The organism is Cohnella endophytica (genome assembly GCF_003628305.1).
Taxonomy (GTDB): Bacteria; Bacillota; Bacilli; order Paenibacillales; family Paenibacillaceae; genus Cohnella; species Cohnella endophytica.
The window spans coordinates 82130-100240 of sequence record NZ_RBZM01000014.1; the positions used below are offsets into that span (position 1 = coordinate 82130).

Annotated in this window: 14 protein-coding genes; 1 reads left to right on the forward strand and 13 read right to left on the reverse strand. The window is 54.9% G+C overall.

All coding sequences use genetic code 11. From position 1 onward, the window contains the following. Window positions 1-3: 3 nt before the first annotated feature. The 13 genes from D7Z26_RS25300 to D7Z26_RS25360 all read right to left on the reverse strand — a co-directional run bounded on the left by D7Z26_RS25300 (window position 4) and on the right by D7Z26_RS25360 (window position 16784). On the reverse strand, window positions 4-909 hold the full coding sequence (locus D7Z26_RS25300; protein ID WP_120979820.1) for an ABC transporter substrate-binding protein: 906 nt from the start codon (window positions 907-909) through the stop codon (window positions 4-6). A 16-nt stretch (window positions 910-925) separates the two neighbouring features. Then, complete coding sequence (locus tag D7Z26_RS25305; protein ID WP_120979821.1) at window positions 926-1570, reverse strand: ABC transporter permease; 645 nt, start codon at window positions 1568-1570, stop codon at window positions 926-928. A 119-nt stretch (window positions 1571-1689) separates the two neighbouring features. Then, on the reverse strand, window positions 1690-2931 hold the full coding sequence (locus D7Z26_RS25310) for a Zn-dependent hydrolase (RefSeq protein WP_158602441.1): 1242 nt from the start codon (window positions 2929-2931) through the stop codon (window positions 1690-1692). Further along, a complete protein-coding gene (locus D7Z26_RS25315) occupies window positions 2924-4210 on the reverse strand; it encodes a Zn-dependent hydrolase (RefSeq protein ID WP_120979823.1) in 1287 nt (428 codons plus the stop codon). Before D7Z26_RS25315 ends, D7Z26_RS25310 begins: the two co-directional genes overlap by 8 nt. A gap of 26 nt (window positions 4211-4236) precedes the next feature. Continuing rightward, complete coding sequence (locus D7Z26_RS25320; protein ID WP_120979824.1) at window positions 4237-5616, reverse strand: dihydroorotase; 1380 nt, start codon at window positions 5614-5616, stop codon at window positions 4237-4239. Continuing rightward, window positions 5606-7135, reverse strand: a complete 1530-nt coding sequence (locus tag D7Z26_RS25325) for an HAL/PAL/TAL family ammonia-lyase (protein ID WP_120979825.1) — start codon at window positions 7133-7135, stop codon at window positions 5606-5608. Before D7Z26_RS25325 ends, D7Z26_RS25320 begins: the two co-directional genes overlap by 11 nt. 25 nt (window positions 7136-7160) lie before the next feature. Then, a complete protein-coding gene (locus D7Z26_RS25330; protein WP_199731783.1) occupies window positions 7161-8261 on the reverse strand; it encodes a DUF917 domain-containing protein in 1101 nt (366 codons plus the stop codon). A gap of 40 nt (window positions 8262-8301) precedes the next feature. Continuing rightward, window positions 8302-9954 (reverse strand): urocanate hydratase, encoded by a 1653-nt coding sequence (locus D7Z26_RS25335; RefSeq protein WP_120979826.1) that lies wholly within the window; start codon window positions 9952-9954, stop codon window positions 8302-8304. A 264-nt stretch (window positions 9955-10218) separates the two neighbouring features. Continuing rightward, a complete protein-coding gene (locus tag D7Z26_RS25340) occupies window positions 10219-11106 on the reverse strand; it encodes an ABC transporter ATP-binding protein (RefSeq protein WP_120979827.1) in 888 nt (295 codons plus the stop codon). A gap of 3 nt (window positions 11107-11109) precedes the next feature. After that, a complete protein-coding gene (locus D7Z26_RS25345; protein WP_233567197.1) occupies window positions 11110-13977 on the reverse strand; it encodes an ABC transporter permease in 2868 nt (955 codons plus the stop codon). A 35-nt stretch (window positions 13978-14012) separates the two neighbouring features. After that, a complete protein-coding gene (locus D7Z26_RS25350; RefSeq protein ID WP_158602442.1) occupies window positions 14013-15035 on the reverse strand; it encodes an efflux RND transporter periplasmic adaptor subunit in 1023 nt (340 codons plus the stop codon). Next, window positions 15019-15732: an ABC transporter ATP-binding protein gene (locus D7Z26_RS25355; protein WP_120979829.1), complete on the reverse strand. Its 714-nt coding sequence runs from the start codon at window positions 15730-15732 to the stop codon at window positions 15019-15021. Before D7Z26_RS25355 ends, D7Z26_RS25350 begins: the two co-directional genes overlap by 17 nt. A 20-nt stretch (window positions 15733-15752) precedes the next feature. Next, window positions 15753-16784 (reverse strand): LacI family DNA-binding transcriptional regulator, encoded by a 1032-nt coding sequence (locus tag D7Z26_RS25360; RefSeq protein ID WP_120979830.1) that lies wholly within the window; start codon window positions 16782-16784, stop codon window positions 15753-15755. Window positions 16785-17102: 318 nt separating this feature from the next. Between D7Z26_RS25360 and D7Z26_RS25365 the strand changes: the two genes are divergently transcribed. Continuing rightward, window positions 17103-17771: a hypothetical protein gene (locus tag D7Z26_RS25365; protein WP_120979831.1), complete on the forward strand. Its 669-nt coding sequence runs from the start codon at window positions 17103-17105 to the stop codon at window positions 17769-17771. Window positions 17772-18111 lie beyond the last annotated feature (340 nt).

The window sequence follows — 18111 nt, forward strand, 5'->3', positions numbered from 1 at the left end:
TGTTTATTTCAGAAGGCCTTGTTTCTCGAGGAATTCCTTCGCCACGTCCGCGTATTCCTTCTTGTTGATGTCGACGTCCGCGTTCAAGGCTTGAACCGTCGCGTTGTCCAGCTTCGCGGATACCGCGTTCAGGACGGCCGCGATATTCGGATCTTTGTCCAGAGTCTCTCCTCTGATTACCGGAGCGACAAAGTACGGAGGCCAGAATTTCTTGTCGTCTTCGAGCAGAACGAGATCGGGGTTCGTCAAATCTCCGTCCGTCGTGAAGCCGACCGTTACGTCCGCTTCTCCTTTAAGAATAACGCGGTACTTGATTCCGTAATCGAACAGTTTGATACTCTTGAAATCGGATTTGCCGTAGAAAGCGTTTAAGCCTTTGAGGCCGTCCTCGCGTTCTTCGAATTCGGGCACGGCGGCCATGTTCAGCTCGGGCGCTACTTTCGGAAGATCGGAAATTTTGTAAAGGTTATATTTTTCGGCGATTTTCTTGGTCGTTACGAGGCCTTGGGAGTCGTTCGCGTTCGTCGGCTCGAGCCAGATCAGGTTAAACTTCTCTTTGTACCCTTTGGCTACTTCGTCGTACACTTCTTTGGCATCCGACTTAGGCGCGGATTCCAGAACGTTGATCAATCCGGTTCCCGTATATTCGGGATACATATCGATGTCGCCGCTCTTTAACGCTTCGTGGGCGACTAGCGTTCCGCCGAGGTTCAGCTTGCGTTCCACTTTGTATCCGGCGTGCTCCAAAGCCAAGGAGTACATCTCGCCGAGAATCAAAGATTCCGTGAAATTCTTGGAACCGATCTTCAGCTTCGGTTTGTCCGAAGACCCTCCTTTGTTGGATCCGCACGCGCTAAGCACCATCATGATCACGACGATAAGACTAAGTATTCCGGTTGATTTCTTCATTTCTTTCCGACTCCTCTCATACTCTCTGGAATTTGGTCGTTCTTCTCTCGATGACCGCGAAGACGATTTCCGAAGCAATCGCAAGCATGGCCACCGGTATTGCGCCGACAAGTAAAATCGAGAACTTATACATGCTCAAACCGTTGATGATGAACGTTCCAAGCCCGCCTCCGCCGATAAACGCGGCGAGCGTAGCGCTGGCTACGACTTCGACGACGGCCGTCTTGATTCCCGCGATCATTAACGGGGCCGCCAACGGAAACTCGATTCGACGGAGGATGCGTCCTTGGCTCATCCCCATGCCCGAAGCCGATTCAAGCACGAACGAATCTATGCTTCTGAATCCCAAGTAAGTATTGACCAGAATCGGCGGGCACGCCAGCAAAGTAAGCGCGACGAGCGCAGGAGCGAACCCCGTACCCATAATCGGCAAGATGAGTACCAGAATCGCCAAGCTCGGGATGACTCGCAAAGCATTAAAGGTCGCCATGACGGGCACGGAAAGCCATTGCTTCTTGGCGCAGGCGATTCCGAGCGGCACGCAGACGACGAGAGCGATGAGCAGCGCGGAAAGGCTGATCGTAACGTGTACGCGCAGCGCATCCCAGAATCGCTCGGAGTTCGCCAGCACGTAATCGTAAGCTCCGGTTAGGGCATCCAATCTTTGTCTCCCCCTTCGCTCCGATAATTTATTATCATAGTTCGATAATTGATTATCATTGGTGATATCATAAAATACAATACCAAGTAAGTCAATAGGAATTGTTTATAAAATGGAAATTATTCGTTCGCTAACTTGATCATCGTTCGAAGCAACACGTTCGCTCCTCCCGCGCAATCCTCTGGGCTGCTCCATTCGTCCGGATGGTGGCTGATTCCGCCGCGGGATCGGACCAAAATGAGCCCGATATCGGTTAAGCGGCGCATCGCGACCGCATCGTGACCGGCACCGCATACCATCCCTATCGACGCGATGCCGAGCTCGTTCGCGGACTCGGCAAATAGCATGGAAATGCGCTCGTCGCATGCGACTGGGGCTTCCCCGTCCATCTCCTCGAGTCGAAGACCGATGTTCCTTCGCAAGGCGATGACGCCCAGCTCGCTCTCGATCTCTTCCCCGAACCTTTTTAATGCCAAAGCATCTGGGTGTCGGTAATCGATCGTAAACGAGACTTCTCCGGGAATGACGTTAACGGCGCCGGGCTCGAGCTTAAGCGTTCCTACCGTCGCCGTCCCTCCATGCCTGACGGCCGATCGCTCGATCTGTAGCATCGCTTCGGCAGCCGCGGCCATGGCGTCCCGACGAAGCGCCATGGGCGTAGTCCCCGCATGGTCCGCCTGGCCAGCGAAGCTCGCCCGAACCCAACGATATCCGTTAATCGCGGAGGCGATTCCACAAACCGCTCCCACGTCTTCCAGCACCCGGCCTTGTTCGATGTGTAGTTCCAGATAAACCTTCACGCTTCCGGCGCCGCGCTTGCTCAATGCAACTTCTTCCGGACGAATGCCGGCCTGCCGCATCGCTTCTCCAAGCGAGATCCCGTCGCGATCGCGAGCGTTCAGCCACTCGGCGTTCCAATCTCCGGCCATAGCCCGGCTGCCGATGTACCCGACTCCGAACCGAACGCCTTCCTCATCGGTAAAACATACGACTTCAAGCGAGCAACGATGCCGAAGCCCCTTTTCTTTCACGGTCCTGAGCGCCTCGATTCCTCCTAGTACGCCTAGCGGGCCATCGAATCTTCCCGCCTCGAGAACCGTATCGATGTGGGAGCCCGCCATCACGACTGGCGCATCCGGGTCCGTTCCTTCCAACCGGCCGACGAGGTTGCCCGCCGGGTCCAACCGAACGGATAAGCCAGCCGTTTGCATTCGTTCGCGGATGTACTCCCTTGCTATCAGATCGTGAACGCCGAGCGATGGACGATTAATTCCTCCGCTCGGCGAGAGCCCAATTCGACCAAGCTGCAATAGCTCTTCCCACAGCCTCTCGCCGTTAACGGTCGGTTCAAGCTTATCCATCGGCTTTCGCTCCGCTCTCGCGTCCGGCGCCCGCATCGAACGCCATTATCGCCCTCGCCAGAGCTTCGACGCCCGCAGCGAAATGCGACGGTTCGGTCCATTCTTCGGGGCAATGGCTCTTCCCGTCCAAGCTAGGGACGAACAGCATCCCGATTGGCGCGACGGCCGCAAGTTGATTGGCGTCGTGCCCCGCTCCGCTCGGAAGTTCGATCGTCGATGAGACCTCCGCGCACGCTTCCCCGAGCAGTCTTCGAACCTCGGGGGACACCTGGATCGCATCCGACTTGGAAAGCGGGTCCAGACTGACGCTTAACCCCCGGCTTTCGGCGATCCGATTCGCTTCGGCAACGAAAGCTTCGTAGATTTGCCGAGACACCTCCGCCTCCAACGAACGAATCTCCAGATCGAATTCCACGATTCCGGGAATCACGTTCGAGGCGTTCGGATCGTTGCGGATTGTCCCGATCGTACCTACCGCGTCCGCGAAATAAATCTGCTTGCACGTTTTTTCGAAGGCCAATCCGATCTCGCAAAAGCCGGCCAGCGCGTCGAATCGCATGTTCATCGGCGTTGTTCCCGCGTGATTGGGTTGTCCGACGATCCTCACCCGATAGCGATGGATGCCGACGATTCCGGTTACGACCCCCAGAACGGCTCCCGTCCGCTCTAGCACGGGTCCCTGCTCGATATGCAGCTCCAAGTACAGACCGATCTCACCGATTTGCCGGAGCGCTCGTGATAGCAGCTCCGGTCGACCGCCAAGCGAGGCGACGGCTTCGCGCAGCGTTCTGCCGCCCGGATCCGTCCGGTCCAACATCTCTTCCGAAAGCTTGCCTACCATTCCGCGGCTTCCCACTGTCGAGATCCCGAATTCGCTAGGTTCCTCCGCCGTGAAATCGACGATTTCAAGCGTCCGACGCAATCGGAAGCCGGATTGTCGCAGCATTCGCGCGATCTCGATGCCGCCCAACACGCCGATAATTCCGTCGAATCTGCCCCCGCCGTTCACCGTGTCGGTATGGGAGCCGATCATCAGCGAAGGGAGGTCCGGGTCCGTTCCCGTTAACGTTCCGATCAGGTTGGATGCCTCGTCGATCCGAACGGTAAGCCCAGCGTCTTCCATTCGTTCCGTTAACCAACTTCTTCCCCGATCGTAAGCTTCGGAGAACGAGCGCCTCGTCCAGCCGAGCTTCGTCTCGTCCGCGATACCGGATAAAGCTTCCAAGTCAGCCCACAACCGTTCGGCGTTCGGCTTCCAAGCCCGGTTTTCTTCGTTCATCTTCGACGCCTCCCGTTCTTGACCCGTCATCGGCCGTGCACCGCGGGAACGAATCGGCCATGGCCCGCTTCCGCGAATTCGTCGCTCTCGGCGTCGAACACTTGCTTGCCTCTGACGAACGTTCGCGTCACCTTGCCTTCTAAACGCATTCCATGATACGGGCTCCATCCCGCGCTGGAATGAAGGTTGTTCTCGTCCAACGTGCTGTTTACTGCGGGATCGAGTATCGCGAAGTCCGCGTCGTACCCTGCGGCGATCTTGCCTTTACGATGGCCTAGCCCGAAGGTGTTGGCCGGATTCTCGCACAGCAGCCTCGCGAGATCCAATATCGTCAGACGGCCTTTGGCGACTCCTTCGCTATACAATACCGGCAGCAGTTGTTCGACCCCGGGAGCGCCCGAAGCGTTGGCGAAGATGTTCTCTTCGTTGGTTTTCCTCTCCAGTAACCATGGAGCGTGATCCGAAGTGATGAGGTCGATCGTTCCGTCACCCGCTAACTCCCAGAGTCCTTCGACGTCTGCTGGAGAACGAAGCGGCGGATTAATCTTGCCGCGGCCCTTAAGCCGTGTCATGTCCTCGTCGCTGAACGTCAAGTAGTGGGTGCAGGTTTCCGCGGTGACGCGCAAGCCTTGGGAACGGTAGTACTCGACCAGCTTGAAAATACGCGGATACGTGCAATGGTACAGATGCAGCTTCGCGCCCGTCGCCAGCGCCAGCTCCATGGCGGTCAGGGCAGCGCTCGACTCGCTGACTTTCGGCCTGCTAAGCGCGTGGGACTTCGGATCTTCGCCTTTATCCTTATACTTGTCCAAATACCTTCGTACGATTTCGTCGTTCTCCGCATGAACGCCGACCGGACATCCCGTCTCCGCGATGACCGCGAACGAATCGAGCAGTTGCCCGTCGTCTATGCGCGGAAACCGGAAGGAATCGGTATTGAACATGGACACCTTGAACCCGCATGCGCCGGCGGCCGCGAGTTCCCGGATGGACTCGTAGCCCTCCTGTTTATGAATGGTCGCAAGCATCGCCATGTCGACTACCGACTCGGCTTCGAGCCGATCTTTCTTTTCCTCGAACGCGTCTAAGGTGCAGATCATGCCCGTCGCGTCATAAGGCATCTCGATTACCGTCGTGACCCCGCCCGCGGCAGCCGAGCGGCTCGTGTGGATAAACCCTTCGTTGAGCGCGCTATAGCAATGCACATGGGCATCCACGACGCCCGGCAACACATAACAACCGTCCGCCCGGATGACCGTCTTAGGGTCGTTCCGAATCGAATCGGGTATTTCTTGCGCAGGCGTCACGCGATCGATACGGCCATCTTTGACCCAAACGGCATGATCGCGTTTCACCCCATCCGGGAGCACGATATCGCCGACAAGGATAACGTCCTTATTTTCCATCCGCGCTTCTCTCCGTTTCTTCTTCCGGTATCCAAATTTTCCCTCTCAGCAACCTATTCATCGCCGCGATATCTTCCGTTAGCGGTCTGTCCTCGGATAAGAACGCTACGGTGCCGCGAATTTGGGCGTATGCCGCGCGCGTCCCCCTGCCCAGATTCGCGTTCGCCCTCAGATCGATGGCCTGAGCCGCATGCATCGCTTCCACTCCGAAAATATAATACATCCGGTCGATGATCTCTCCCGTTTTCCTGACGACGTAGGGAGCATGACTCGCATGGTCTTCCATATCTCCGGATATCGAATAATGATCCGGTCCGACGGGCGCGGACAGATGCCGGACTTCCGCATCCAAGGACACGACCGTCTTCTGCAACGTTCCGAGACCGATCGCCCTATCGGGATCCGGCGTCAGGAAACGGGTCAGCCCCGTAAACGCCGGGTTCCCGAGCTTAATCGAACGATGGCACGAAAGCTTGGATACGTGGCTCAACGACAAGCCCAGCATCTCGAACGCCAATGTCCAAGCGGTGACATCGAAATTCGAGCTAGGCACGATACGTCGCTCGTCAACGAGCAAGCAAGGATTGTCGTCCGGGCTATTCATTTGAATCGTCATCAACCGCTCCGCATAAGCCAGGGCGTCCCTCGCCGCCCCATGCACGTGGCACGCGCTGCGAAAACTGAGAGGATCTTGTATTTTCTCGCCTCCGGAAGCTTCTTGCGGAGATGAGCCTTCCAAGTAGCCGCGAACGGTTCGCGCGCTTTCGGTCGCTCCTTCGAATGGGCGAACGCGAAAGAGCGATTCATCCAACGGGCTTCTGCATCCTTGAATCGATTCGAGCGACAACGCGTAGACCAGATCCGCCGTTTCCAGCAGCTTGCGACACTCGTGCAGCGCTAGCGCTCCGATGCCGGCAGACAAAGCGTTGGCGCTAACGATCGCCAAACCTTCCTTAGGTCCTAACGCCAGCTTCGGCAATCCCGCCAAAGCCAACGCCTTGGCCGCTTCCATCCGTTGACCTCCGTAGTCGACTTCTCCTTCGCCGATCATCGCCAATCCGATATGGGACAACAAACCGATATCCGCCGCGCCGATCGATCCCCTCAACGGAATTCGAGGATGAATGCGATGATTCAAGAAATCCGCGTAAGTCCGGACAAGCTCTAGTCGAACCCCGGCTCCTCCGGTTAGGAGCGTATTAAGCCTTACGGCCATGATCGCCCGGACCTCATCATGCGTAGCAAACGGTTCAACGCCGCTGCTATGAGAACGAATCAAATTGCGATTATACTTCTCAAGGAAGTCCGGCTCGATCGTTCGATCCTTATTCACTCCTACGCCTCGGTTCAAACCGTAGATCGGCTGACCTTCGGCGGCTAACTCCAGGAGCACTTGATGGGCTCTGGTTACCTTTTCTTCCGCCTCTACGCTCACTCGTACTTGCGCCCCGTCGATCGCAATCCGCCCGATGTCGGAAATCGTTAAAGATCGTCCATTCAATTCCACGAAGGTTGTCATGTCAGCACTCCCGTTATACGAGCGATTAGGATGGCATTCCGTCGAACGCATAAGTAGCCAGCTCAATTCCGAGTGCTTTCTCCACTTCGGGGTACACGGTCGGATCTTTGACGCTCGAGCTAAGAGGAACATATCGCTTATCGATGGCGAATAGGGCGATTTCCATGCCTTCTCGTACGCCACCGACGCTAATCGGAAGTCCGGTGGACGTATCGAAAGTCGTGATGACGTCCGGATATGTCGTTAATCTGACGCCTTGCTCGTCATCTACGGCCATATATTCGTTCATGACGTGGAGGATCAACGTGCTTCCTTTGCCGTCTTCCATCGTAATCGTGCCGATGTCGAAAGCTCCGGAATAGTGCACGTTCTTGGCAAGGACCTTGCCTCTGCCGATCATGCGCCCGTTCGTCTTCTCGCAAACCGTCTTCATGATCGCTTCCGGTCCGTCCGGTTCGGCGGCGATCATCGCTTGCCCGAGCTCGAGAGCGAGCGATACGCCTCCGATCGCGGCATGCTTCTTCACGTAGGACGCCGGAATCGGATGACGCGCGGAAGCGATGAATCCTCCGGACATATCCGATGCGGTACGTAAAATGTTGGACGTCTTGGCAGGAGTCCCTTTGACCACGAGCTCCAAATACGATCCGTTGTCCCTTCTGCCGCCTACGACGACTTGTATCGTCTCGTAATCGGTCAACGCCGCGAGTCCCATCGAACCCATCTTGCCCGTCGGATGGGCTCGGATATCTCCCGTCGCGTCTACGACGACTAGACCGAGAGCCGCGGCCGGAAGCCAGCCGTTAATCGTGCTAGACATGCCGTTCTGCGGCGTCATAACCCCCACTACTTTGCCGTCGAATCGATCCATGAGCAGTTGAACCGCTTTGATGTAATCGATTCCCCACATCTCCCAGTCGTTACCGGCAGGTGCTCCGATCGCCGTACAAGTCACGATGATCGCGTCGTCCGGCAATTCATCCACCGATACGAGCTTCGGTTTGCCGATTCCGACCGCGGCGCCGCCGATTTCCAAGCCGTGATCTACCCAGCCGCCGCCGCCCGATGCGAAAACCGCTCCCCCTCTAACCGCCGCCTTGACGTCATTTATCGTTAATTCGTGCATATCGTCAATCTCCTCTCCGAAATCCATCTTGTGTCATGTATCAACGCTGTTTTTGCTCCGTCTCGATTCTCCGAATTCCTTTGTCGCGTATTTCTTCAAACGACTCCTCGTATCCCGCGTCGGCATACCGCAGCACCCCGATCGACGTATCGTTGTCGAGCGCGGTTTGCAACCGGATATCCGTCTCCGCGCTGCCGTCCGCGACGATCGTGATGCCCGCGCTCGTCATATATCCGCTGTATCCGCCGCCGCCGGAATGGATTGCGACTAAATCGGCCATCGAAGAACAGCTCAGCATCGCGTTAAGCAGCGGCCAATCCGATATCGCATCGCTGCCGTCCTTCATATTCTCCGTCATGATGTTCGGGTGAGCCATCGCCCCGGCGTCGAGATGATCCCGCGAGAAAGCGACCGGACCGCTCAACTTCCCGCTCCGCACCATTTCGTTGACGGCGAGCGCGAGCTTCGTGCGGTCTCCATGCCCGAACCACCCTATCCTCGCCGGCAATCCTTCGACCGGAACGTACTGCTTCGCCAGACGAATCCAGTTCGTCGCGATTTCGTTATCCTTGAATTCCTCCAGAATGTAATCGTCGATCGTCTCGATGTCCCTTGGATTTCCGCTAAGCGCTACCCAACGGAAAGGTCCGATCGCCTTGGCGAATAGCGGTCTCAGAAATCCTTCGGTGAACACCACGATCTCGAACGCGTCCGGAACGCCGTATTGGGAGGCTTGCGTCCGAATGTTGTTGCCGTTGTCGAACACGACCGCGCCTTGCCGTTGGAACTCGAGCATCGCGCCGACTTCCCTTGCGATCGAAGCGCCGGCATCGTCCTGCAGCTTCCGCGGATCGCGCTTGCGCATGTCCGCCGCCTCCTCCGGGGAATATCCGGAAGGAATATAGCCGTAAACCAGATCGTGTGCCGAAGTTTGGTCCGTAACGACATCGGGAACGATGCCGCGGCGCAAAATTTCGGGATAGACGTCCGCCGCGTTGCCAAGCAAGCCGACCGACAAGCTTCGGCGGTCGTCCGCTGCTTCCTTCACCCAAGCGAGCGCTTCGTCCAGGTTCGCCGTTTTTTTCTGCAAATACCCGACTTCGATGCGTTTGTCGATCCGGGCTTCGTTTACTTCCACGCACAAGATGATCCCATTAGCCATGACGCCAGCCAAAGGCTGCGCGCCGCCCATTCCGCCAAGACCGGCGGTTAGAATGAACTTCCCTGTCAGATCGCCTCCGAAATGCATTCTCGCGATCGATTGGAAGATTTCGTACGTCCCTTGGATAACGCCCTGCGAACCGATATATTGCCACGCCGCGGCCGTCAACCCGCCCCAAATAATGAGGCCTTGCTCTTGGTACTTATAGAAGTTATCGCTCGTCGCCCATTTTCCGACGATATTGCAGTTCGCCATAAGGACAAGAGGAGCGAATTTATGCGTGCGCATAATTCCGATCGGTTTGCCGGACTGAATGACGAGCGTCTCGTTTTCTTCCAGGTTACGGAGCGTCTCGACGATTGCGTGATAAGAGCCCCAGTTGCGGGCGGCTTTGGCAAGCGCGGCGTACACGGTAAGCTCCTTCGGATTCTCCCCGTTCTCGAGTACGTTCTCCAGCATGCGAAGCAATGCTTCCTGTCTCCAGCCTTTGCACCTCAGTTCGGCGCCTCTTGCGGCCACGATTCGATCCATTGATAATCCTCCTATCTTATTATCACAATACGATAGTATATTTCCATTTAATAATAAATTAACAAAAGTAAAACTCGACGTCAATGAGATTTGCGTTAATTTAAGTAACCACATCGGATTTATTGAATTACATTAATTCATCCGCTAGTTTTCCGCAATGGCTTAAGGAGTTCTTTTAGCTGGAAAACATCCAAAAAGGCGATACCGCCGCCCCATAGGGAGCAACGATATCGCCTCATTCATGCGTGCTAAATTGGTTTTGGTTTACGACGCTTCCTCCGGAGAGGTTAAAACGATCTTGCCTTCCACCAGCTCCAGCTTCACTTTGTTCGAATCCTTGACGCCGATCGATTCCAGATAAGTCGCCGGTACTTGCAATCGTCCGGCCTTATCGAGAACCGCGTATTCGACGTGGGAATCTTCCTCCGTCTGGGCGATACCCCGCTCGATCTCCGCGAGCTCCTCCGCGTATGACTTGCGCCGTAGCATTTCGGAAGAGATCTTGCCGTCGCGTATAGCAACGACGCGATCAACCTTCTTCGCGAGCAAGGGATCATGGGTTACGATGACGATCGTAATTCCGATAGACCGATTCAATTCCCGGAACAAGTCTAGAATTTGATCCGCCATTCGGGAATCGACAGAGCCGGTCGGTTCGTCCGCCAGCAGCAGCTTCGGATGGTTGGCGAGAGCGATCGCGATGGCGACGCGTTGCTGCTCCCCTCCCGACAGCTGATGAAGTTTGTTGTTCTTGCGATGGGTCAAGCCTACGGCTTCAAGCAACTCCAACGCGCGAAGCCGTTTGCGCTTGCCCTTCAGCAGAATCGGCAACTCTACGTTCTCGAGCGCGGTCAAATAAGGAATCAAGTTCCGCGCGTTATTCTGCCAGACGAAGCCGACGCTCTCCCGCTTGTATCGGACGAGATCGCGCTCGGTCATCTTCAGCATGTTCTTTCCGTCGATCTCGAGCATTCCGGCGGACGGACGATCCAGTCCTCCCAGCATGTTCATCAACGTGGATTTCCCGCTTCCGCTGTTGCCGATAATGGCCATCAATTCCCCGCTTTCGATCGTCAGATCGAGGCCTTGCAGAGCGAACACTTCGAGATCGGCCGCTTTGTAGATTTTGACCAAACCTTCGCAATGGATCATCCGTTAATCCTCCCCCAGCTTGAGCGCTTGATGGACGCGAATGCGGGAAAGCATATAAGAAAGTATCCCGAGCCCGAGCAATAGCATCACGGAAACGATCGAATATATGCGGATAAAGTCCATCGCGTCGAAAATGACTTTGAAAGGCGGTACGAGGCTGCTCGGATTAAAGGCGATCTGGAAGTTCGGCACGTACAACCGGCTCGCCAGATTGCCGACGAATACCCCGATCATGATCGCGACTCCCGAAGTCAGCAGTTGTTCTAGAGCCAGCATTCCGATCAACTGGCGAAGCGATAGACCGATCGCCCGCATGATTCCGTTCTGCAGCGTGCGCCCTTTCAACGATAAAATCCAATAGAGCAGGAAACCGACGAAGCTGATGACGATCGAAATAATGAAGCCGAGCGTCAGTATGCCGTTCAGCGCGAGCAAGAACGGATCGTTCTTCGCCTTGGTCAAATCCTGTTTCGTATTCACCATGTTCGTTATCGGCAGCCGGAGCTTCTGGATACTGTCGTAGAAATCCGACGTCGAATAGCCGGGCTTCATCTTCAACCAGACTTGGTAAGGCTCTAGCGCCAATTGGAACTGGATTCGCCCTAGATTGCCGACGATGAGCATCGGGGCGTTCCCCTTCGCGTTGTCTTGGGTTACGTCGACCGACCCGACCGGAGGATTCGGATTAAACGACGGGAAGTAATCGATGACTCCGTATACGACGAACGATGCTCCGTCCACCCCGTCCCAGGATACGCTAATCGTATCGCCCGTCTTCACGCCTTTCTGTTGCGCGAGCGTCTTGGAAATCAGTACGGCTCGGGGATCAACGGCAAGCAGGTTCATATATTCGTAAAACGGATAATCGAGCAGCTTGTTCGGAAACCACGAGGTTCTTCCGAAGTCGTCGCTTTCGATTCCGATCAACGTGGCAGACCCTTGGCCATTGCTCACGGCGAATGCCGCTTTTTCTTTGACGAATACTTTGGCCGTTTCCTCTACTCCCGCCAACTTCGAGAAAGGTTCGAACGAAGGCTCCAGGTAGTGGATGACCTTCGGCGCCGGCGTCGTGCTCGGGCCCATGCCCGGTCCGGCAGGCGGCGGCGCGTCGTTTAGCCACCTCGATTGCAGGACGAAATCCGCGCCGTGACTGTAGCGAATCCGGTCTTCCGTATTCGTGTTCAGCGTACGGGCGGCTCCCGCGCTGAATACTCCGATCGCGATCGTCATGATGAGGAATACCATCAAAAACTGATATTGGCTATTGGAGCGGCCGACTTGGATAAGCGTCGCGTACAAGGACGGCGGCCACCATTTGCGACCGATCCAATAGATGAGCCTGAGTACGTACGGATATAATCTTAAAAGCAGCAAACCCGCGCCTACGACGAACAAAGCGGGCATGACGAACTGCAGCGGATCAATGTTCAAGTCGTCGGATTTCAAGCCGAGACTCGTTAAGTCCTTCAGCCTTTTCTGGAACGTATACAATCCGTAGATGGAAACCGCTAGCGCGGCAACGTCCAGGAAGGCTTTATGCCAGAACGGCATACGATTCATGCGGGCCAGTTGCTGTTTATGCCCGACGATCGATACTCGGGTAGCGAGCAATACCGGTATGAGCGTCATGACGAACGCGGTTAACGCGGCGATGCCTCCGTATACGTACGATTGGCTGTTCATATGCACCGTCATGCTGGACCTCTGAACGAATTCGAGGAACCCGTTGGAAGCGCCGAGCACCTTCGTCAGCATCATGCCGAGGAACGGACCGGCTAACCATGCAACGCCGCATAATAAAATCCCTTCGATCGCGAAGGACAAAACGATCTGCCACCTGGAAGCTCCCCTGCTTCGGAGAATGGCGATCTCGTTTTTCTGCCGGTCCACGATCAGGTTCGAGACCATGAACATATAGAAGCCGAGCATGATCAGCACGGGGACGTTTAACGACCACATGAGCTTGCTTAATTGCTTGGAGCGTTCGAAATAGGTCTTGATCGTGTCTAGCGTAGGAGCGTTAAACTCGCTCTGGAAGGTTACGACCTTGCTCTTGATTTGCGCTCGGATCGCTTTGTCGGTGTCCAGGAAGTTATTCACGTTGCTGAGCTCGAACTTCCTATAGTCGAGCACGAAGAACCATCCGGTAGCGACGACGGGAACTTTGTTGCTCTTAATGAATTCTTGGGAGAACAAATTCTCGTCGACAACGAATATCGAGTTCAGATCGGCCAAGCTGGCGTTGCGGAAGTAAGGATCGTCATCTGTCTTCTTGCTGAATATTCCGACCGGCTTGATCTTGACCGTGCCTTGGATCTTGTCGTCCTTAAGCAAGAACTCTTGCCCGAGCACGATCTTGAAGCTGCTCAGCGCTTTCGAAGTAAGCAGAGCCTCGTATACGCCGTCGACCGGTTTATTGGCGGGCAACCTTCCGTCCTCGATCTTAATATGGGAAACTAAGTCGCTATAGGACCTTAAGCTCGCGCTAACCTTGGATTTCTTGTCCGGTTCGTTAGCCGGAACGAGCTGCAACGACTTCGTCCGCCGCTCGATAACGAGCTCCTTCACGGGAACGCCGAATCCCGGCCTAGCTTTGTCTTCCATGAATCGATCCATGTCGGACATCATCTTGACGCGACGTTCCGGAGTTTCGTTATAGAAGCTCATCATGGACCAATGCGTTCCCGGATAAATGTTCTTGTCGGTCTGGAACGTCTCCAAATCTTTGACGAGCATGCGGGTTAAAATCGCTTCGGAATAGATCGGCATCGTCCCGACAAGCGCCACGGTCATCAGGATACCGAAGAACATGCTGGAGACGAGCCATTTATTTTGAACCATTTTACGAATAATCATGACGAATAAGGCCACGACAAAGCCTCCCTAACTCTAGGAATGCGAAATGCTTACTGAAGAACGACGGTTTGGCCTTCTTCCAGCCCTTTGACGATCTCTACTTCGGTGGAACCGGCCAATCCCGGCTCTACGTCCACTTCGCGGAGACTTTTGCCGTCCTCGAGCACGCGCACGAAGTTCCGGCCCAAGTAGGTACGCAGTCCGCTGCGAGGTATTTTCACGACGTTGTCGCGCTGTTGGGTAATGATCTTCACGTCCGCGATCGAACCGATTTCCGTGCCCTTCGGCAAACTCGGCACAGTGATGTACAGCGTGGTTGCGTATTTCTCCGCCAAATCCTTGTTCAACGTCTCGGGGGACGAAGACGGCGTCTGGACGACCTTGCCGATCACTTCTTCTTTGTTCAAAGTAATCGTCGCGGAGGCGCCTACCTCTACTTCTTTAAGAGTCTGGGCGTCGCTCACGCGGATCGCGATGCGCAATTGGGTCGGATCGGCAACGACTACGAGCGTCTGGTAGGCTTCGATGTAGTCGCCTTCTTTAAGCGATTCGACGAAAATAGCCTCTCCGTCAATGTCTGCCACGAGCTGCTTGCTGTTAAATTGTTTGTTAAGGCGATCGTATTTGGTTTGTTCGATCTCCAACTGGAGTCCCGCGATTTTCAGCAATTGCTCGTCGCCGTCGCGCGCTTGGCGGTATGCGTACTTCGCTCGTTCCAGCGCGAGCTCCTGTTCCTTGAGCTTCAGGTCGAGTCCGTCCAAGATCAATTGAACGAGTACGTCGCCCTTCTTTACCTGATCCCCGGCTTTAACGAGAATCTTCTCGATTCTGCCGCCTTCGCCCGTAAATTGGGCGACGTCCGTATGAACCGATTCGAAGGCTCCGCTACCGGTAATGGCCTTCACGATCTGTCCCTTCGTTGCTTTTACCGTCGAATAATTTTCTTGGGCGGGTTTGACTAGCGGCGGCTTCAAAGCCTCTTCTTCTTTCGGAAGCAAGGAGCATCCGACGAGCGCGCCGCCCAGCAAAATCGTGATTCCCAGGGTCGCGGCTTGTTTAATTGTGCGAGACAATTTGTCCATCCTCCAGTTCGTAGACTTGATCGACGATTTCCATGATGGCAGGGTCGTGCGTGGTTAGGGCGATCGTGATTCCGCTCTGCTCCACCAAGTCCCTGAATACCTTGATAATATGCAGCCCCGTACGGCTGTCGAGCTCGGCGGTCGGTTCATCGGCCAGGATCAGCTTCGGCTTATGGGCGATCGCCCGGGCAATCGCGGTTCTTTGCTGCTCTCCCCCGGACATTTCAAAGGGACGATGATGCATCCGGGGCTTTAGTCCGACGTGATCCAGTGCTTGAATGGCCGCGTCTTTCCTTTCCGAGGCAGGAACCCCCGCAATCCGGAGGACGAATTCCACGTTCTCGTAAGCTGACATGAGGGGAATCAGCGCGAACGACTGGAAAATCAACCCCATCTCTTTCCGGCGGACGGCATCCCTCGATTTGTTGCTCATCGCCGTCAGATCCCGGCCGTCGAATTGAATGGAACCTTCCGTAGGTCTGTCCAGCGCGCTGAGCAGGTTAATAAGCGTCGTCTTTCCCGAACCGGACCTTCCTTTGAACGCGACTAGCCTGCCGGCGGGGAGCTGGATATCCACTCCGTCGAGGACGGTCACCGCGCCCGTGCCCTTGCCGAATACGCGCTTGATGCCGTTCGCGCGTATAATGTCTTTCGTTGCCGTAATAACAGCCTCGCTTGCTACCGTCATCTTCCCTAACGTCTCCCTTCTTAAAGCCATCTGGCAATCGTCTGACGCTCGATTAGCATTGGGGTCACCGATTCCCTTCTGCCCGTTCCGCCTTCTAACAATTCCATCACAAGCGCCGCCGCACGGGAACTCATCTCCCGTATCGGGTGGCGCACCGTCGTAAGCGGAGGCGACGTGTACGCCGTAAAATGATCCCCGTCGTAGCCCACGACCGAAATGCTTTCGGGCACTTTTATTCCCCTTTGCGAGAAAGCCATCATCGCGCCCATGGCCATCAAATCGTTCGCGCAGAACAGCGCGGTCATCCGGGGATTGTTTTCCCATAGGGCGATCGCCGCTTCGGAACCGCTCGTTCCGGAGAAATTGCCGTTTTCGACCAGGTTGGCTTCGTGAATAATGTCCGCTTCGGTCAAGGCTTCGCGGAAGCCCGCGTATCTCTCCTCGCATACCCGAACCCATGGAGGACCGTTAACGTAACCGATGATCCGGTGGCCTTCCGCCAACAGCTTGCGTCCTGCCGCCCGTCCGCCCTCCCTGTCATCCGAAATGACCGAGGAACAGCGCGGACCGACGACGTTCTCGAAGTTTACGCACGGAACCTGAAGCTGAAGCGCTTCCTTCATGATCGGGTGCGATTCCGAGAACGCCGGAAAAACGATAGCACCCTCCAAGCCGCGCGAGTTAATACACTCGGCTAGGCGATTGTCCGTGTAACCGATGAAAGGAACGGAGAAGAAGATCGCGTCCCGTCCATAGCCTTTCAGCGCTTGCTGCAAGGGTGCGAACATGTCAATAAAACCCGAGCTCGCTTCGAATTCGAATTGCGGGACGAACAGGCCGATCATTTTGCTGCTCTTGCCGACCAACTGCTTGGCGCCAAGATGGGGCACGTAGCCCATTGCTTTGGCCGTTTCCTGGACTAGTTTCCTCGTCGTCGGGTGAATGCCGCTTACTTCGTTCAATGCGCGGGACACGGTGCTCGCGGACACGCCTAGCTTCTTGGCGATCGCCTTAATCCCAACGTCGCCGGAGCCCGACTTCTCGCGACTCATGGCTGACTTACATCGGGAGCGAAGTGCATGAAAGGGGCTCCTTTCCACGTTTGCAAACGTTTGCAAAAATTTATTTTTCACTATATCCCAGAAGTAAATTTCTGTCAATTCATATCGTGAAATTCGCAAAATATCACATATGTTTCGTAAGATATGACTGGTCGAACGGTTCAAAGGGACTTTGGATATCGATTTTCCGACCGGAATAGGTTACAATCATTTCCAAGTAGCGACGAAGAACGTCCCTTAACTGCCTTATGGCGGAAGAGGGGCGTTTTGTTTTTAAACCCACTTTTCCATTGAAGGGAGAATTTAACGATGAGCTTCGAGAAAAGTCATGCCGAGTTTATACAGCAGCACTTGGAACGCAGAAGCGGCGAACGCAGAGGAAGGCTGGAACGGGGACATGCTCATGGTGAAAAAGTGTTTCTTCAGAATATTTGGTGGGCGATGTATGGAAACTTCGACGGCTTGCACCCGGAATACGAAATCGTAGATTGGCGAGGAAAATCTTATTTCGCGGATTTTATGTTGAAGATCGGTTACTTGAAATTCATTATGGAGATCAAAGGGTTTAACAACCACATTAAAGAAATGGACCGCCAGAGTTTCTGCAACGACACGAATCGCGAGCTCTATCTTCAAGGACTTGGTTATAGATTGTACTCCTTCGCCTACGACAACATCGCCAACCATCCCGACCAATGCATCTCCTTGCTCCGCATGAATTTGAGCCTTTATCACCCTTCTCCATCGCCCGTTTCACGTGTCCTATTAATAGAAAGAGAAGTTATTCGATTTGCATTGAGCCTCTCCCGCAACATTAGGCCAATCGACGTGGAACGGTATTTCGAACTGAATCACCGGACATCCGTTCAATGGCTGTCACGGTTAGTTGATAAAGGTTGGTTGCGCCCCGTTCGCCCCCATCCAAACAGTAAGGTTCTGGAGTGCGAGTTAGTTGGGGAAAAAATGCATTTCTTCTAGGCGAGGATACGACAAGCGATAAGTGGAACTTCCCCAGCAGCCTGTATTTTGTGCAGGTTGTTTGGGGTGAGAATCGTTTTTCGGCGAACAGCCTGTATTTTGTGCAGGTTGTTTGAGACGAGGTCCGTTTTTCAGCGAACAGCCTGCATTTTGTGCAGGTACTTTCATCAATAACGGCTATTTGGGACAATTCCACGCTTTTCTACTGTACTATCTCCAAGGCCCCCTAATTAAACTGGAGTCTTGTCCCCCAATTGAATTAGACTATTTGTATAGGGGAGGCGGACAGTATGCGTTTAGGGAAAGTGCTTGAGGAGAAACGAATGCAGATCGTAAGAGA